Origin of the sequence: Paraburkholderia sp. BR14320, from assembly GCF_040948665.1 — a bacterium.
GTDB classification, from domain to species: Bacteria; Pseudomonadota; Gammaproteobacteria; order Burkholderiales; family Burkholderiaceae; genus Paraburkholderia; species Paraburkholderia youngii.
Genome location: NZ_JBFPKG010000040.1, coordinates 1 through 16,960, shown reverse-complemented (window position 1 = coordinate 16,960; position 16,960 = coordinate 1). Strand labels below are relative to the sequence as shown.

The following is a 16,960-nucleotide window of genomic DNA, read 5'->3' as shown; positions in this document are numbered from 1 at the left end:
AGATGGCCGTACCTCGCCTCTCGCAGTATCCTTCGGCTCGTTTCGGGAAAGGCGGACACCGTTCCGGAAAGCCGAAAGCTGTATGGTTTTTCTGGCCTTTTCGCCCTTTGCAGCCTTCGATCTGGCGCTATCGTTGTCCCATCTACCGCGTCTCTGACGCATCGAACCGCCGGCACGCACGTCCGGCATCTATTTTTGACCCTATCGGGAACCACTCCCGATAGGGAGCAGGTTCCCCTTTCTGGAGAACCTGCAATGCAACAACTGACTGCACCCCTGAAGCGCATCAAGCTCGGCCGCAATCCCCGGACGTATTTTGATCCGAAGGCGATGGCGGAACTGACCGAGTCGATTCGCGCGCATGGCGTCGACACGCCGATCATCGTTCGCCCCGTTGACGAAGACGACTTCGACTTCGAGGTGATCGCGGGTGGCCGTCGCTATCGCGGCGCCATGGACGCTCACGGTGAAGAGTTCCCGATGCCCATCGTTGTAAAGGACGTCGATGAAGTCGAAGCGCGGCGCATTGCGCTCACCGAAAACATCCAGCGCGACAACCTTTCTCCTTCCGAAGAAGCCATCGATGCCGCCGAGCTGCTCGGTCTGCAGGGCGGCGATCGCGACGTGACGGCCAAGATTCTTGGCTGGTCTCGCGCGACGCTGGATAGCCGCCTTGCGCTGCTGAACTGCTCGACGGCGGTGCTCGATGCATTGAGCGAGCGAAAAATCAATATCGCTCACGCCGAACTGCTGGCGGCGCTCTCGAAAGAGAATCAGGACAAGGTCCTGCCTGTCGTTGTCGCTGAGAAGCGGTCGGCCGCTGATGTGCGCAAGCTGGTGGAATCGGCGTCGTGCGCGTTGGCTCCTGCCATCTTCGACAAGACGGACTGTGCGGGCTGCCCGCACAACTCTTCAACGCAGGCACAGATGTTTGGCGAAGCGATCGGTACGGGAAACTGTACTAACCGCACCTGCTTCAACGAGAAAACCGAGAAGCAGCTTGAAGCGACAGCGGCAGGCCTGCGTGATGAGTTCCAGACCGTGCGTATCGTGCGGGCAGGGGACAACAATACGCGCGTGCGACTGGCTGTGGAAGGCGCGAACGGCGTTGGTCTCGAACAGGCGAAAGCCTGTCACGGTTGCGCAAATTACGGCGCAGCGGTGAGTGGCCTTCCTGATTCGATTGGTAAGGTCTATCGCGGCCAGTGCTTCGACACCGTCTGCAACATGAAGAAGGTGGCGGCTCGCATCCAGGCGGAGAAGGCTGCATCGCAGCCGGCAAAGCCCGACAGTGCAAAGTCCGCACCAGCAGCCAAAAGCGCAAGTGCGGGCAGCAAGTCAGCCACTGCTCCGGCGTCCACGAACCCCTCGGTGACGGTCATTGCCGAGTCCGAGAAGGTGAAGGCCTATCGCGTGAAGCTGTGGCGCAAGGCCTTGCGTGCTGATATCGGCATGAATCATGAACTGGCCCGCCAGTATCTGATTGCAGTCGTGCTGAGCGGTCATGCACGTCAGGTCGACGATGCTGCGTTCCGCAAGTTCTTCGAGCGGATTGTTGGCAGCGAGGCACCCGTGTCCAACCTGCCCAAGGCGATCGACGCCGTGCAGGCAGCGAAGGAAAGCTCACAGGCGGACCTGATGATTGCAATGCTGTTCGCCGCAATCGAAGGTCTGGATGTGACGTATCTGACGCAACTGTGCAAGTCGCACAAGCTGGATCTGAAAAAGCACTGGAAACTCGACAAGGAGTTTCTGGAGCTGATCACGAAGTCCGAGATGATGGTGCTGGCCGACGAGATCGGCATCCGCGCCGCGCTGGGCGACAACTTCAAAAAGGTCTTCGCGAAATCAAAGCCGGAAGTCATCGAGGCGCTCCTCAAGGTCGAAGGTTTCGACTACGAGGGCAAGCTGCCGAAGGTGCTGAAGTTCTGAAATCGCGGGGCGCGTTCTGCGTCCCGTCTCCCCTCTATATGTATACGCCGCCATCGCGCGGCGTCTCTCTTCTTTCGAGGTATTCAATGTTTCAACAACTTGAAGCGCTGGTGCGAGCCAGCGGCAAGCTGCAACTTACGCTGAAGATGGACAACGACCGCATGGCGGTAGTGGTGGTGCCGCAAGGCGAGGGCAAGGACGCAGCGCTGCGCCAGCCGCTGGTGCTTACTGGTACGGCGGCCGAGCTCGAGGAGGGCTTTGCTGCGGCGATCGGTTCGTACTCGACGGCTCATGCGTCGCTGTCCGAACAGGTCGCGGCAACCACCGCGATCCTGCAGGAAGCGGAAAAGAGCCAGGCGTCCAAAGCGCAGAAGTCTCTCGCAAAGGGCGGTAAGACGGCACCGGCGAAAGCCGGTCAGTCGAACGCCAGCAGTGAGGGCGACGAGGACGATGAAGCCGGCAACGATGATGACGAACAGTCAGCGTCTGCGTCGGCCGCGCCGGCTTCTGCAACGCCAGTGGATGCCGGGAAGTCCTCCGGCACCGATCTTCTTTCCCTGCTCAGCTGAGGTGCGCCATGTCCATTTCCGTCGCCCGTCTGGTTCGCGAGTTCGTCTACAACGGCGTGAACTTCGTCGATCCCGGTCCGACCTTTTCTCCCGAAGAGGTGCGCGATCTGTACTCCGCCCAGTATCCGGAGCTGACCACGGCCGCCATTGAGGGTCCGGTCTACAACGGGGAAACCGCCCGCTACACGTTCATGCGTGCAGCAGGTGCCAAGGGTAGCGATGCGTAAGCGCGCGCTCATGCAATGCATCGCCGATGAGGCAATGCCATCGTCCAATGAACCGCCCGAAAGGGCGGTTTTTTTTCATGACAAGGAGATCGAGCAATGTTCTTCGATCCTCGGCCGGCTGATGCGCACGTCGCTCTTGACGGCGTCAGCTGGCAACCGCAGCGGCGTGCCGTTGCCCGACGTCGACCTGCCCATGATTTTCTGACGCTTCCGGATGTGTCGTGCGACGTGGTTGCGCGGCCGTCGATGAAGTGGCCGCATGACGCAGGAGTAGCACGGCTCGTCGCGACTCATTTCGAGTCCGGCGCGCTCCGGGCGTCCGATGTGAGCAGTTACGAAGGCGCCGGCCACGCGATGGCGCAGGCGCTGTTCGCCTGGATCAGACGGCAGTGCGGCACGCTGAAGCGCCTCACATTCAGGCCGGTGCTGCTCGATGCGGCGTCTGTCCAGGACCAGATCATGTACCAGGACAACGCGTCGGAGTTCGAGGTGAGCTCGCCGCTGTATCTGGGCATCGATACCGTCGAGGACTACATCTACATGATCGACGACCGGGCGGCGCCGTTAATCCAGGCGCATCCGCGGCTGCTCTCGACGGCGCTGATCCTGATCAACCGGGCAGCCTTTCGCACGCTGTGGATGCGAACTCCCGATGACTTCCTTGGGATGTTTTCGCAATGGCATTGGGATGGCGATCCGTGGTGCACCGACGAGGAGGCGATCGGGTTGCTGAAAGACCGCTTTGGCGACGACCCACACGAGTACGAGCAGTACCTGCCGTCCGTTGTGCGCGACGAACTTTGTCCGGACAGCATGGAGATCGGTCGGTATGACCTGCGGGCTCGCCGGTGGCGTTCGTTTCCCGCCTTGGGCATCGAGGCACTACGGCGTCTCGGCTATACCGAGCGTGGCTGGATACGCGACCTGTGCGCGGAACTCGAGCATCTGACGGCTCTGCTCACAAAGGCTGGTCGCCGGAACCTGTTTGACTGGGCGTTCAGACCTGAGGCGATCTATGCCGCCACGTCCATCGCGGCGTGCGACGGACCGTATGTCGGCGATGTGCTCGATACGCACTACGAGTATTTCAGCAACGGCGGCGACGGATCGTGCTTCCACGGTTTCATCGCGCTTGCCACCACCCCTGATGACATCCGCAAGCAGTACGCGGACCTGTCGTTGGGCTTTTCCATTCTTCGTCAGGTTGACCGCGTGGTTTCACTGATCACGCGCGATCCGCAGGGGACAAGTTAATGAAAGACGTTTTTCTGTCGACGGGGCATTCGGTCCCGCTGTCGGTGACGGGTGCAATCCTGCTGTATTCGGGTGTCGCGAGCACGGACAGCCCGGTCTATGCCACGGCGCATCCCGTCACGATCAAGGGCAAGCGCCCTGTGATCGGTGCGGGACGACCGGTGGACCGCGGCGCGCTGTTCACGGCGCTCGATTCATTTGCCGAACGCTGTGCGGCGAAGGCCGAGTTTCTGCCGGAGAGTGTCCTCGCGATCGACCGCACCGCTGTGACCTGGTGGTGCCGGCCGACAACGCGACGGGTGTTTTTCGACTGCCCCGAATTTGGCACGGTCACCGCGGTGGTTCCGCACCCGGGCCTGGTCTTTCAGGCGCGCAATACCGGGTTCTACGTGTACGCCGTTGACGGCGCCGCACGGCCGACACCTGACACGCCGCTGTATGAACCGCCGTACTTCAACACATGGGACCACGGTTCCATCTGTATCGGTTCCGCTCGCGTTCCCGATCGCATCGACATCGCGTCGATTAACGGCTGGGAATGCGGTTTCTTCGAATCGGCGTTCACACACCCCAATGCGGGTGGGAAACGCGTCAATCACCCACGAGGCGAATTTGCATTCTGGAAGGAAATGCTGGCCGGCAAGTACGACGAGCAGTTCCCCCTGCAATGTCTCGTGCCCATGAAACGGACTCTCGGCGATCTGATCGCGCAGGGTCCCAAAGGCTAAAACCACATGAATATTCTCGATATGACGCTGCAACGGTCGTTTCCGACCGTCATGGTCCCGCGCAACGAAACCGTCGCAGAGATGCTGACGGCGGGCGAGCGGTTGCTGATTGCGGAGAACGGTGTGTTCCTTGAAGTCCGGCGTCCGTGGCTATCGCTGGTGCGCCAGGTCGCGGAATTCAACGTCCGCACGGCCATACCGTATGGACGGGTTACGCCGTCGACGCGGCTATTGTGCGAAACCATTCCGGCTGACCTGGTAGGTGCGTTCGCACAGATGGCCCGCAAGGCGCATCCCATGGAAACCGGGGCGTGGATTGTGTGGAGTCCCTCGACGCAGGCCTTCCGGCTCGCGCCGGTGGGCATCGTCACCCATACCGCCGGTTCGCTGAAGTATCAGCCTCCGGCTCTCGCCGGCGATGAAGTGCTGGTGATGGACTGCCATTCGCATGGCAGGCATCCCGCGTACTTTTCGTCGACCGACAACGACGATGACCGGCATGACGTGAAGATGGCGCTTGTCATCGGCAACTGTGACCGTTCGACCCCGAGCATCGCCGTGCGTCTCTGCGCAAAGGGGATCTTCGAGGAGACGGAACGCGCGCCGGCGTCGTGGTATCAGGCAGTGCGCGTTCGGGAGGCGGTATGACGGGCGCGATCTGCCATGAAATCCCGGCGCACATGGTGCAGCGTCCCTGGAGAGTCATCGTCGTTGGAGCGGGCGGGACGGGCAGTGCTGTTCTGCCAGCCCTCGCGCGGTTGCACCACGCCATGATCGAACTGGGACACCCCGGCGGGATCGAGTGCACGGTGTACGACGACGATACGGTGAGCCCGACTAACGTTGGACGGCAGGGTTTCTATCCGAACGACGTGGGCAGTTACAAGGCCTCGCTGATCGTGAACAGGCTGAACATGCTGATGGGTACCAACTGGCGTGCGATCACGCAACGCCTGAACGGTCGCACAGCACTGTTCAATGTCGATCTTGTGATTGGTTGTGTTGATACGCGTGCTGCCCGCAAGGCAATTCTCGACACCGTCGGGGAAACGCACGCGTATTACCTCGACTGCGGCAATGACACGGATCGCGGGCAGGTGGTGCTTGGACAGACCATGCCCAGGGGTCAGAGGAAAGCCAGTCCGGACCGGTTGCCGCATGTGGGCGACCTGTTCCCGGACCTGGTGGACCCGTCGAAAGACGCTGAGGACGATACGCCGTCCTGCTCGATGGCCGACGCGCTGCGCAAGCAGTCGCTGGTCATCAACTCGGCCATTGCGGTTCAGGCGTTCAATCTTCTGTGGACCCTGTTCCGTACCGGTTCGTTGAAGTATTCGGGCGTGTTCGTGAACCTGGCAACCGGGCGTACGAACCCAATCCCGATTGACCCTGCTGCGTGGGCACGCTTCGGATACGAGGCACCCAAACCCAAGGAAAAGAAGGCTCGAAAGAGCCGGAAATCCCCCACCGCAGACTGACCAGCCGCTTCCTTCGGGAAGCGGCTTTTTTATGGAGGCACCACATCGCTATACATTAAAGCAGTGCTCGTCGCTGCATCCCTGAGCTTCATTCCTCAAACAATTTTCCGAGCATTCAATGCCGAACAACTTTTTCTCTAAAACCGCGCTCGCTCGCACCGCGAGCACTCCGTATGCGCATGCAAATGCGCTTGTCATTACTCTGCTTGCACTCTTTCTGGCGGCGTTTCACCGCTACGAGGGATTCGCCGAGCCGTATCAGGTGTGGTTCCGTCTCGACGAAATCCACTATATCGGGCGTTCGGCACCGGGCGCGATTGAGCATCTGGCGGGGGCGTTCGCGCTCTGCTCGCTGTTCACGCTGTTCTGGGGCATCTTCGTGAGGCCGACCTCGCGTAACCGCGTGCTGGTCGCCGGTACGTTTGCCGTCGTGTACTTCGTCGCTTCGACGCTGATGCACGATGGAAGCCAATACCTGGCCAGCCACGATGCGGACCAGTTGATGCAGATGCTGGCGGACGTGCTCGGTCTCGGGCTCGCGCTGGTCTGGCTCGCGTGGCCTGAGGCACCGGAGGACGGCGAACCCAGCTTCGCCTGATTCCGTCCAACGTTGCTCCCTCCGGGAGCGGCGTTCTTTACAAACCTTCCCGCGCGGACCGACAACCCGTGCGGGTTGCTCCGCGCGGCTATTTCACGAGGAGCAACAATGAACGAAACGGCCGCCCGTATCAAAGCCGCCGCACAACGCATGCAAGGCGTGATCATTGAAGTCGATGGCGACGAATCTCTTTCGATCGACGCACGCGCGCTTGACGGCATAACCGACGAGGGCCTGTTCGATCTTGAAGGCGAACACGCGGCGAACCTGATTTCCGAGGCACGCGCGTACGTCCTCATCGCCGACGACGAAGTGACCTTCGAAGATGCCCTGGCATCTGTCGTTGAAGGCTATCTCTCGGACTATCGTGAGACGACTGTCGCACAGGCGATCGACCTTGCGTTCTGGGACGCCTTCAGGGTCGACGGTAGCCATATGGCGACCATTGGCGCTATCGAGGCCAGGTCGTGCGTCGGCGAAGCCGTCGTCAGGCTGCTAAACGACGTTCAACGTATCTGCGTGCGTCCGACCGCCGACGGAGGCGGCATGGAACCCGACATGGTCGGCGTCTTCAAGGCGGGCGCGTATCGACAGGCGCGCGTCTGGTATTTTGGCTAACCCAACGTTGTTCTGAATTGCGCGGCCCGCGGGCCGCGCGCGAAATCTGACGTCAGCGCTGGTCCTTCGGGATCAGCGTTTTTTTTCGCTGCCGCTCGCGTGAAGCAGGGCGAAATTTAAAAGCGAGGCGGTTTTCTCGATGTTTCCAGGCTGGCCGCGCTTCGGACTGGCCTAGACTGGCCGTATCACCCGCGCTTTTGCGCATCGAAAGAACACTCTGGCTTGCCGGAGTGCGCCAACCTTGGACCGACGAATGTCGGTCATCCACGACGGGCTTCCGCCTGTCTTTGACCCTGTTGGGAGCCAATCCCAACAGGGAGTCGGCTCCCTTTTTCTTAGGAGCCGCACAGTGCTGCAGCAAGTCCTTGTTTCGCATGTTCACGTCGCGACATCCCCAAAGGCGTTGGTCTCTCAGGCCGAGGCATATAGCAAGTCTCGGGAACTCCTGAGTCTCGTATACGGCCAGGGTTTCCGTCTGGCGACAACCGCCTACACCTACGAAATGTTTTCCCTGAACCTCGTTCGTGAGTTCCCCGATGCTGTTCCTGCAAAAGGACGCATCGCAGGAAGCGACGAGAACGTGTCGTGGATGGTCGGTAGTCAGACAGTGGCGATCTGGAACCCGGAGAAGGCTGTCGGCGTTACCGGATATTCGAACCAGATTCGCACCAGTTAATCCTTCCTCAAACCGCTTGTGTTATCGCGGTTGAATTCTTTTCCCGTCAGGGCAACCATCCCTGATGGGACGGTTGCCCTTCAATTCTTTGAGGCAACCATGTTCAAGATCATCATCAGTCTCGTTCTCGCATCCATGCTGTCCGCCTGCGCCAGTACCGATTTCGGCTCGCCGAATACGTATCAGCGCTACGACGTCCAGCGTGCCGGCTCTGTTGAAGAGGCCACCGTTGTTCGCACCCGCTCAATCTCGATTGAAGCGGGTTCGGATAACTCCGGGCTCACTTCGCTGATCACCGCCGGTGTGGGTGCGTTCCTCGGTAGCCAGACCATCGGCAACGGCACAGGACGCTACATCGCGGGCGCATTGTCAGGCGCTGCATCGGGCTTCGTCGCACAGAAGGTTTCACAGGCCATGTCGCAGCGTTCAGGGCTCGAGATCATCGTGCGCAAGAGTTCGGGCGCCACTGTTGTCGTCGCTCAACCCGATGACCAGCGTTTTGCCCCGGGCGAGCACGTGCTTCTCGTTTCGACCAGTTCGGGTCTTCGCGTCACTCACTGACCCGCCCTTCAGATGCCGGCACTGCCGGCGCATTCCTTCATCGCGAGGTGTTCCCGAATGGGCACCTCGCTTTTTCTTTTTCTGAGGTTTAAATGCTTAAGGTTCCAAAGGTGTTCCATGCCGACCGCCGCAGTGCGGGCGCGGCAGCAGACGCCGCCATCACACACCATGCGACGCAGATGCTGCGGCGTATCGCACGCGATCTTCGTCTGCGTTCCGGCGAGCACGAAATTGTCACCGAACCGGCTCGCCGCAATCGCGGCTGCCGCGTCACCCTGCGAACCCCGGCCCTCATGCTGGAGGTTGCAGACTCCCGGACCCGGCAGAAGATCGCCGTTTCCTTCCGCACGCGCCGCGGCCGCTCCGATCTGTCGGGCGGTGGCGACAACGCAGTGTCGCTCGAGCAGCTGTCGTCCCGCGAGGGCTACAACGCGCTGCTTGGCGGTCTGCGGCTTGCAGGCGGCCTCGATGGCGAAAGCCGGTAGGGGACGCGATGGAAATCGTCGACATTGTCGTTGAGTACCCATCCGGCCTGAGCATCACAGATCGGGCGACGTTTATTGCCGATCTGGATCAGGTCTGCATATCGGAGAGGCTCGCATTTGTCATACAGCACCTCTCCCAAACGGAGCCTCCGCCCAAGGTTTCTGCGCGGGGTCCCGATTGCTCCCTGCAACTTGAGGCCAGGGTCGACGGCACGTTCCATGTGGCGTCGAAGCTGGCAGATCGACTGGACAAGATCGGACTGTGGGCAGAGCTGGTGGACATGGTCAGGTCGCCCACGAGGGACCAACGCCAGCAATTCGGCCGGTTCATGCACACGCTGTCTGCCGCAGCAGTGATCGGTGCGATCAGCTTCTGGCACACAACGTCGAGCTGGTCTGTTTCCAACATCCTGTCGGAGGTCAATCTGGTCTTGGCCTTTGTGCTAACCTTGTACGTGGGCATGGTTTCCATGAATGGAGAATGAGCATGGGCTTCAGTTTCTTTGCGCTGGGCGTGGCTGTTGCCTTGTCTGTACTTGGTCTCGTCATGGACCGCAACGGTCGCAAGGCGGATCGCGCTCGTCGTCGCATCTGATTGTCAAAAGCTGACCGGCGACGCCGCCGGTCCTCAGTCCATCTAAAGGCTGCACCTCCGGGTGTGGCCTTTTTCTTTTCCGATCCCCATGTCCGAACTTCTCGAACCACCGGTCGTGCATGCCAGCACGCCGTTTGATCCTGCTCGAAAAACCATCAGCCAGGTTGTGAATCACATTGCCCGGACGCTGCGCCAATCCGAGATGGAACCGGAATGGATCGTGGCGGCCAACTTCATCAACGATCCGAACGAAGACTGCTACGGCCTGTCGGCTTCACGAGACTGGCCGGACAGCGGGACCGCGCGCCGACGGCTGGCGCTATCGGTTGCCCGCGGAAGCTCGGAAGGCTGGATCATCCAGATTGATTTTGTTCAGTTCATCCCCGTAGGTGAAGCTGGACACTGGAAGAGCCAGCCGGTCCTGCGCATCAAGACGCTTTCGCGCACGCAGGCATGGGCGATCGCCGCCGTTGTCTCGCGGATGCTCGACCTCGACTGATTCGATTTTCTTCACTTTTTTTGCAATCCCGGACGGGGCCAACTCCCCTGATGGGGTGTTGGCCCCGTTCCATTTTTGCGGAGCCAACATGTACCAACTCTCGATTCCCGGCCAGGTCTTCACGACCCCGACGCTCTCCGGGGTGTTCGCGCTGTTCGCCAATGAGGCGGTCCAGGCAACTGAGACCACTTTGATCAACCTGGAGGGCGGTGCGGGCGCAGTACGCGTGACGCGCTACAACGGCACGCTCGGTATCCGTCGTGACGGCACGGTCGCAGACATCGTTGCGGCAATGTTCGACGAAGCCCGTTCGCTGTGGCTATCGACCTATGGCCCTGAGCCGAAGCCCTGGCAGATCCGCGCGTCGCACTGGGAACTGCTGTTCGCACTTTTCGATCTTGCGCGCACGCCAACGCGGTTTCTCTCGACCGACCAGATCGATGCGCAAAAATCGGCCGCACGCGAAGCGCGCCAGTTCTTCAATCTGCTGTCGCTGTTCAATGACGTGGCCATCGAACGCTTCGGATTTGCCAGCGGCGGTCCTTGTGTGCCGGGAGGCAGCACGAACGGACGACATGAGGTGCACATCGCCTATGCGCTGCTGCGCAACGAGCAAATTCCCGAAGCGGTGCTCTCGGAATACCGGGTGATGGACAGGGCATTCCGCTATGACCTGGAGTGGGCGTCGACTTTGCTCGACGTTCCGACGCTGCGCGGGCGGCTACCGGCGGCGAAACTGCATCAGCTGGTGTCCGTGATGCGAGCGGCGAAACAGCCGGTCACGGCAGAAACGGTCGACGCTCTGGTGGCCGCTGTCGCCGGCGTATCCAATGCACCGGACTTCATCGAGGTCGATGACGCCCTGTTCGCGGCGGGCATCCTGCAGGTTGACCCATTGCCGGAGATGTTCGACAAGCCGGTATCGGTCGGACAGCCGGTCAATGCGCTGGCCGCGCGGCTTCGTGACCTGATCGCCGACTGGCGCCGGGAGAAGAAGCTGGACCATGCGGACATGCAGCGCACGCAGGGGCGGCTCAGTGCCCGTCAGCGCGCGCTGGAACGTTCGATGGCGTTGCTCGCACACGGGCGCGAAACGTTCGAATGGCCGAACCGTGTAGCCGTTGCACTGGAGTCGCGCGATGTGGCAAGTCTGCTGAACATCCTCGACACGCCTGACGATCAAAACCGGAGCAGCAAGCAGGTCGTGCTCGAGTTCTATGGCCTGAAGTTGCGAGGCCTGACGGCTAAGTCCCAGCGCCGTGCGATTTTCGAACTGTGCGGACTCGACGGGACTGCGCAGACCGCATGGGAGGCGAGCGAGCTTTCGCGCACGCAGGCGGAGCGCAAGGAGCAGGATGCGCAGCGTGCGAAGGAAGCCGCGCAGAATGCCCGCTATAAGCGCGGCGACGGCGTCGTGATCGATGGCGCCCAGCATGTCGAGGACGCGATCGCATCGGGGTTCCGGGAGATTCGGGACTGGCGCAAGGGGGCGAGCAAGCAGTACGCGCTCGTCAACCCTGAGCTTAACGAGGCGCGTCGTCTGCAGGTAAAGGATGGCACGCTGGATTACGCCCGCGCGATGCTCGAGCGGCTTGCAGCCTGAAGGAGGGATCATGCGATTCGATCGTACTCCCAAGGTGGAAGGCCTTCGCTGGACTTCGCGGATGCAAGCCTTGCATCGGAGCCGCCAGGATCGGGCTCGTCAAAAGATCGAGCGTGCCTACCCGCTCTTCAGCGATCAGATCGAGGTGCCCCGGGCGCTTTCGGTTGATGAAGAGCGGGAACGGCGCGAACGGCTGCTGTACCAGAGCGAGCAACGCATGCGCGATCTGTACGCCCAGCAATGGCGTCGCCTGCGTCGCGAGTACTTCGCATGCACGCCCGACGTGCGCGCGCGGATCATGGAGGCCTGGAAGGCGTGGCGCGGTCCGGCCAATCCTGTCTGTTTCGCCTACGTGATCGAGCAGCACAACGGCGCGGGCGAAGAGAAGTCCCGGCGGCACCGCGAGCGCGAAGCGGCGATGATCGCGAGAATCGATGCAGCACGGGCCGCTCAGACAGCGTTAGTCTGACGGCAATTTTCCTGAACCACAGCCGGCGCATATGCGCCGGTTTTTTTTTGCCCTGGCGTCACGCGAGAAGTCTAAGCGGGGTCAATCTGCTCATCATTCGGGCAAACCTTCGCGCAGCGGCCGCCCATACTGGGCTCTGTTACCCGCGTCCATGACGCATCGACCCGCCGGAGATCCGGCAACAATGCTGCCCTTGGGGATCACGTCCCTTGGGGCGTTGTTCAGGGGCACTTCCTTCGAGGACACCCCATGAAACATCCGAACGCTGTTTCAGGAAACCGGGACGTTTCAATCGCCCAGATCGAAAACGCGATCAACGTGTGGCGCAACCGCAATCCGGCAACCTCCGACGAGGAGGTGACGGTGCTGTGCGCGGAAGCACGCTGTCTCGCCAATCTCTACGGCAGCATGATCTTCAACCGCGCGACCGCCGTGCCGCGCGAAACCCTTACCGAAGCTCAACTGGCCGCTCTGGCTGGCGCGCAGGCGTAAGGCGCAATCTTTCTTCGCGTCTCCAGGACGCATCGACGCGCCGCATCCGCGGCACATCCAGCTCGCCCCTCAGGGACCACGTCCCCTGGGGGCGTTGTTTCGTGGGGCTTTTCCTTTTCAGGTACCCCATGAAAGTCTCTGCCTCGCAACTTCGCGAACTGCTCATCACCTACATTCCGGCCCGTCTTCCGGTGCTTATCACTGGGGCTCCGGGCATTGGCAAGAGCGACATCGTCGCTCAGGCGGCTCAGGAAACCGGGCATGACCTGCTCATCAGCCATCCCGTCGTTGAAGACCCCACGGACTCGAAGGGCCTGCCATTCCCTGACGGGAACGTCGCCCGCTTCCTGCCGTTCGGGGATCTCGAGCGCGCATTGAGAGCGACAACGCCGCTGCTCTGGTTCCTTGACGACCTGGGCCAGGCATCACCGGCGGTGCAGGCGGCAAAGATGCAACTGCTGCTGGCACGCCGCATCGGCGAACACGCGCTGCCCGACTGCGTCACGTTCGTTGCGGCCACCAACCGGCGCAACGACAACGCGGGTGTCTCGGGCATTCTCGATCCCGTCATCTCGCGTTTCGCGACGGTGGTCGAGCTTGAGCCTTCGATCGCCGACTGGACTGCCTGGGCGGTGCGCAGCGGTGTTCCTGCCGAACTGATCGCGTTTCTGCGATTCCGGCCGGATCTGCTGTCCGTGAAGAAGACCGCGCGCGATATCGAAAACGCACCGAGCCCCCGAACATGGGGATTCGTCGCGAAGACGATGCCGGTCGTGCCGAAGTCGCTCGAGCTCGTCTCCTACGCGGGTTCGGTGGGCGAGGCTGCAGCGAGCGAACTGATGAGCTTTCTTGCCATCTACCGCGAGTTGCCGTCGCCGGACGCCATCATCCTGTCGCCGGACACGGCGCCGATCCCTGAGACCCCGGCCGCGCTGTACGCGGTCAGTTCGGCGCTGGCAGCGCACTCGACCGAAGGCAACTTCGAGCGCGTGCTGACCTACAACCAGCGGCTGATCGACGTAGGCCACCGTGAATTCGGTGCGCTTCTCGCGCGTGACGCCGTGCGTCGCAAGCCTGAACTTGCGAGCACCCATGCGTTCATCCGCGCGCAGGGTGGCGAGATCGGAAAAATCATCCGCGGCGAGTAAGCCGCTGCCTGTTGCTTCATCCGTTGTTCGTTCTGCCACGGCCCGCCTCGCGCGCCGTGGCTTTTTTCTTTCTGCTCAATCCAATCCCTTTCTATTCTGGAGTTTTCCATGAACATCACTGAACTGAAATCCCGCGTCATGCTGTCGGCCGTCACGGTATCCGCCTGGCAGGCGCGCTGCTTCGACGTGAAAGCGACCGAAGAAGTCGAAAAAAACCACCAGGCCAAGGACATCGGGCGCTTCAACAAGCGCCTGCTGCCCGAGCATGCGCCGAGCTACAAGGAGGTGGTTTCGATCGGCAATCGCATTCGCCGCTATCACTACGACCACTCGCTGAAGTACGAACAGCTGGGCGTGCGTCTGCTGCCGACGGCGATCTACATGGACTTCGCCGACCAGATGCGCAAGATGAAGGATGAGTTCGATCTCGCCGTTTCCGTCTTCCTGACCGACTACCTGAATCTGAAGGAACAGGCACGGGCGGAACTCAACGGGCTGTTCAACGAGTCGGACTATCCCACGCTTGCCCGCATGTCGGAGAAGTTCGGCGTCAAGCTCGCGGTGCTGCCGTTTCCCGACGCAAGCCAGTTTGGCGTCGATCTGCCGGCCGACGTGCTGACGGATCTTCGTTCGGAAATTGACCAGCACGTGCTTGCCTCGATCTCGACGGCGAACAACGATCTGGTCGGGCGTCTGTACGAGGCCGTCTCGAAGCTGGCCGACAAGCTGTACGGTGCCACCGATGTTCGCCTGGGCGTCACCAACCAGGTGCGCGAACTGTGCGAGCTGCTGCCGAAGCTGAACTTCACGAACGATCCGAAGCTCAGCCACATCCTCGAACAGGCGAAGACGCATCTCGCGGTTCACACGGGTGCGGATCTGAAGGAGTCGAGCGTGCTGCGTTCGCAGGTCGCGGCCAAGGCCTCGGAAATCGAGGGGCTGATGGCAGCGTTCATGGGTGGGGCACCGGAGCCGGTGGCGAATCAGCTTTCGACGTTCTCGCCGCTGGAGCAGGTTGTCCAGCCGGAGCCGACGCCGCTTCTGCGACTCGTCGCGTGAGGTAGCCATGGACCCGCGCATCTCGAAGCAACGCACGGCGCTGGTCCTCGACCAGCCGTTTTTCGGCGCACTCGCTTTGCGTCTGAAGGTGGTCGAAGATCCGTCGTGCAGGACGTTCTGGACCGACGGGGAATCGCTGGGCTACAACCCGGCGTACCTCGGCGGCCTTAACGATCTGGAGACACGCGGCGTGCTGGCGCATGAGGTTCTGCACGTGGCCAACGGCCACTGCTGGCGCCAGGGCGATCGCGATCCGAAACTCTGGAACGACGCATGTGACTATGCGATCAATCCGATCGTGTACGACGCAGGCATGCAGTTGCCGAAGGGCGTGCTGTTCGACGCCCGCTTTCGCGGCAAGTCGGCCGAGGAGATTTACGGCATCCTCGCGCAGGAGAAGCGGCAGAAGGAAAAGCAGCAGGGCAACGGTAAGAAGGATGGTGGCAAACCGGATGCGCAGCCTGGCCAGCAGTCGACGTCACAGTCGACTCAACAGTCAGGCGGCACACCGGGGGGCAACAGCCCGCCGCAATCCGCGAACGGCGCGACCGCACCGTGCGCAACACCCGAGTCCGGCACTTCTCCCGAGGCTGCTCCCTCCTGTGGCGAGGTCCGTCAATACCGAGGGGACGACAAGGCGCAGAAGGAAGCTGACTGGAAGGTCGCCGTCCTGCAGGCCGCGAAAGCGGCGAAGATGCGGGGCGGGCTGGGCGGCTCTCTGGAAGGCATGGTCCAGGTGGCGGTGGAACCTGTGGTTGACTGGCGCGCGATCCTGCAACGCTTTGCGCAGGAATCGTCGCCGACTGACTACACTTTCGCGATGCCCAATCGCCGGTATCTGCACATGGGGCTGTATCTGCCGTCGCTCAACGAACCGGCGGTTGGCGATGCGGTGTTCGTGCGCGATTCCAGCGGTTCGGTGTTTGACGAGACGCAGGCACAGTTCGACGCGGAAATCCTTGTTGTGAATGAGACTGTGCGGCCGCGGCGGCTGATCGTGCTGGATTGCGATACGCGTGTAAAGCAGGTGCAGATCTTCGAGCGCGGCGACGCGGTCGAACTGCTACCGGTGCGTGGCGGGGGAGGCACTTCGTTTGTTGATCCGTTCAAACGGCTGGCCGACGAAGGCATTCAACCCACGTTTCTGGTCTATCTCACCGACATGGATGGAGCATTTCCGATCGATGAACCGTCCTATCCCGTCCTGTGGGCATCGACCGTGCCGCTCCGGCGCGCGAAGAAGGCACCGTTTGGGGAAATGATGGAAGTGATCTGCTGACAGGCGATGTCTGCCACGTGTTCTGAACCCAAGCCCGGCGATTCCGCCGGGCTATTTTTTTGGGGGGGCCGCGGATCCATAACTTCGCTGGGCAATCGGGAAAATCCAGAAGGCCCTTGGACACATTGATCGGCTAGACTCGTTCGTCCGGGGCCTATCCCTGGTTCCGGCGTGTGCTTCAAGGCCTATTCATTTTGAATGAGATAGGCCATTTTTTTGCCACGGTTTCGCGCGGTTGGCTTCAGGCGAAAAGGTCGGGCTGTCGCGGGTCGATATTCTCAGTCCCGACCATAGGCTGCGGCGCCGGCTTCGACTCGATGCGAAAGAAATCAGGGCTCACACCGGCGTTGCTGGCAGCGCGTAGCCAGTCGGGCATGTCGCCCAGTCCGTTCCATTCGTTGCCGCGCGCGTCGCGATAAAGAGGCGGGTGATCGACGTCATGCTCGATCGACTCTGCCAGTGCTTCAAGCGTGATACCGAACTCTTCCATGCGCCGGCGAAGCCAGATGATCAGCCTGTCGCGCGCCTCGCCGTCAACGATTTTTCCCCTCATGTCCTGTTGCCCTAACAGGTTGCTGAAGTACCGCTGAAACACGTCATCGCGCAGAGTTCGTGAAGCGTTGATAGATGAACCACCACTTGCCCACTGGAGATCATGCGCGGCGCCGACACGTTCACCGAGAGTTTGTT

The 16,960-nt window shown here is 61.3% G+C and carries 22 protein-coding genes; 21 read left to right on the top strand and 1 reads right to left on the bottom strand.

What is annotated here, in order from left to right:
- Positions 1-255: 255 nt before the first annotated feature.
- The 21 genes from AB3X89_RS28725 (at position 256) to AB3X89_RS28625 (ending at position 16,270) form a co-directional block, all read left to right on the top strand.
- Positions 256-1,932 carry a PRTRC system ParB family protein gene (locus tag AB3X89_RS28725; RefSeq protein ID WP_368586310.1) on the top strand — a complete coding sequence of 559 codons (1,677 nt, stop codon included), beginning with the start codon at positions 256-258 and terminating at the stop codon, positions 1,930-1,932.
- Between the two features lie 86 nt (positions 1,933-2,018).
- A complete protein-coding gene (locus AB3X89_RS28720; RefSeq protein WP_368586309.1) occupies positions 2,019-2,501 on the top strand; it encodes a PRTRC system protein E in 483 nt (160 codons plus the stop codon).
- 8 nt (positions 2,502-2,509) lie between these two features.
- A complete protein-coding gene (locus AB3X89_RS28715) occupies positions 2,510-2,728 on the top strand; it encodes a PRTRC system protein C (RefSeq protein WP_013094760.1) in 219 nt (72 codons plus the stop codon).
- Between the two features lie 10 nt (positions 2,729-2,738).
- On the top strand, positions 2,739-2,933 hold the full coding sequence (locus AB3X89_RS28710) for a hypothetical protein (protein WP_368586308.1): 195 nt from the start codon (positions 2,739-2,741) through the stop codon (positions 2,931-2,933).
- 41 nt (positions 2,934-2,974) lie between these two features.
- The gene (locus AB3X89_RS28705; RefSeq protein WP_368586307.1) at positions 2,975-3,982 is read left to right on the top strand and encodes a PRTRC system protein F; all 1,008 of its coding nucleotides are present in this window, start codon (positions 2,975-2,977) and stop codon (positions 3,980-3,982) included.
- Positions 3,982-4,710, top strand: coding sequence for a PRTRC system protein B (locus AB3X89_RS28700; protein WP_368586306.1), 729 nt, complete (start codon positions 3,982-3,984; stop codon positions 4,708-4,710). The genes AB3X89_RS28705 and AB3X89_RS28700 overlap by 1 nt, the downstream gene beginning before the upstream one ends.
- A 6-nt stretch (positions 4,711-4,716) precedes the next feature.
- Positions 4,717-5,358, top strand: a complete 642-nt coding sequence (locus tag AB3X89_RS28695) for a PRTRC system protein A (RefSeq protein ID WP_368586305.1) — start codon at positions 4,717-4,719, stop codon at positions 5,356-5,358.
- Positions 5,355-6,188 (top strand): PRTRC system ThiF family protein, encoded by an 834-nt coding sequence (locus AB3X89_RS28690; protein WP_368586304.1) that lies wholly within the window; start codon positions 5,355-5,357, stop codon positions 6,186-6,188. The genes AB3X89_RS28695 and AB3X89_RS28690 overlap by 4 nt, the downstream gene beginning before the upstream one ends.
- Positions 6,189-6,306: 118 nt before the next feature.
- Positions 6,307-6,786: a hypothetical protein gene (locus tag AB3X89_RS28685; RefSeq protein WP_368586303.1), complete on the top strand. Its 480-nt coding sequence runs from the start codon at positions 6,307-6,309 to the stop codon at positions 6,784-6,786.
- Between the two features lie 108 nt (positions 6,787-6,894).
- Positions 6,895-7,404 carry a hypothetical protein gene (locus AB3X89_RS28680; RefSeq protein ID WP_368586302.1) on the top strand — a complete coding sequence of 170 codons (510 nt, stop codon included), beginning with the start codon at positions 6,895-6,897 and terminating at the stop codon, positions 7,402-7,404.
- Positions 7,405-7,753: 349 nt separating this feature from the next.
- Entirely contained in the window at positions 7,754-8,080 is a 327-nt protein-coding gene (locus AB3X89_RS28675) for a hypothetical protein (RefSeq protein ID WP_368586301.1), read from the top strand.
- 99 nt (positions 8,081-8,179) lie between these two features.
- The gene (locus tag AB3X89_RS28670; protein ID WP_368586300.1) at positions 8,180-8,641 is read left to right on the top strand and encodes a glycine zipper 2TM domain-containing protein; all 462 of its coding nucleotides are present in this window, start codon (positions 8,180-8,182) and stop codon (positions 8,639-8,641) included.
- Positions 8,642-8,733: 92 nt separating this feature from the next.
- Positions 8,734-9,126, top strand: coding sequence for a hypothetical protein (locus AB3X89_RS28665; protein WP_368586299.1), 393 nt, complete (start codon positions 8,734-8,736; stop codon positions 9,124-9,126).
- Between the two features lie 8 nt (positions 9,127-9,134).
- On the top strand, positions 9,135-9,611 hold the full coding sequence (locus AB3X89_RS28660) for a hypothetical protein (RefSeq protein ID WP_368586298.1): 477 nt from the start codon (positions 9,135-9,137) through the stop codon (positions 9,609-9,611).
- 198 nt (positions 9,612-9,809) lie between these two features.
- Positions 9,810-10,220, top strand: a complete 411-nt coding sequence (locus AB3X89_RS28655) for a hypothetical protein (protein WP_368586297.1) — start codon at positions 9,810-9,812, stop codon at positions 10,218-10,220.
- A gap of 58 nt (positions 10,221-10,278) precedes the next feature.
- Complete coding sequence (locus AB3X89_RS28650; RefSeq protein ID WP_368586296.1) at positions 10,279-11,823, top strand: hypothetical protein; 1,545 nt, start codon at positions 10,279-10,281, stop codon at positions 11,821-11,823.
- A gap of 10 nt (positions 11,824-11,833) precedes the next feature.
- The gene (locus AB3X89_RS28645; RefSeq protein ID WP_368586295.1) at positions 11,834-12,292 is read left to right on the top strand and encodes a hypothetical protein; all 459 of its coding nucleotides are present in this window, start codon (positions 11,834-11,836) and stop codon (positions 12,290-12,292) included.
- Positions 12,293-12,541: 249 nt separating this feature from the next.
- A complete protein-coding gene (locus AB3X89_RS28640) occupies positions 12,542-12,784 on the top strand; it encodes a DUF3717 domain-containing protein (protein WP_018432917.1) in 243 nt (80 codons plus the stop codon).
- Positions 12,785-12,912: 128 nt separating this feature from the next.
- Positions 12,913-13,932: an ATP-binding protein gene (locus tag AB3X89_RS28635; protein ID WP_176112132.1), complete on the top strand. Its 1,020-nt coding sequence runs from the start codon at positions 12,913-12,915 to the stop codon at positions 13,930-13,932.
- Between the two features lie 108 nt (positions 13,933-14,040).
- On the top strand, positions 14,041-14,991 hold the full coding sequence (locus tag AB3X89_RS28630; protein ID WP_368586294.1) for a hypothetical protein: 951 nt from the start codon (positions 14,041-14,043) through the stop codon (positions 14,989-14,991).
- Between the two features lie 7 nt (positions 14,992-14,998).
- Positions 14,999-16,270, top strand: a complete 1,272-nt coding sequence (locus tag AB3X89_RS28625) for a VWA-like domain-containing protein (RefSeq protein WP_368586293.1) — start codon at positions 14,999-15,001, stop codon at positions 16,268-16,270.
- A 241-nt stretch (positions 16,271-16,511) separates the two neighbouring features.
- On the opposite strand, the gene AB3X89_RS28620 is transcribed toward AB3X89_RS28625, so the two are convergent.
- Positions 16,512-16,960: H-NS family nucleoid-associated regulatory protein (locus AB3X89_RS28620; RefSeq protein ID WP_368586292.1), on the bottom strand; the 449-nt coding region annotated here is incomplete at its 5' end.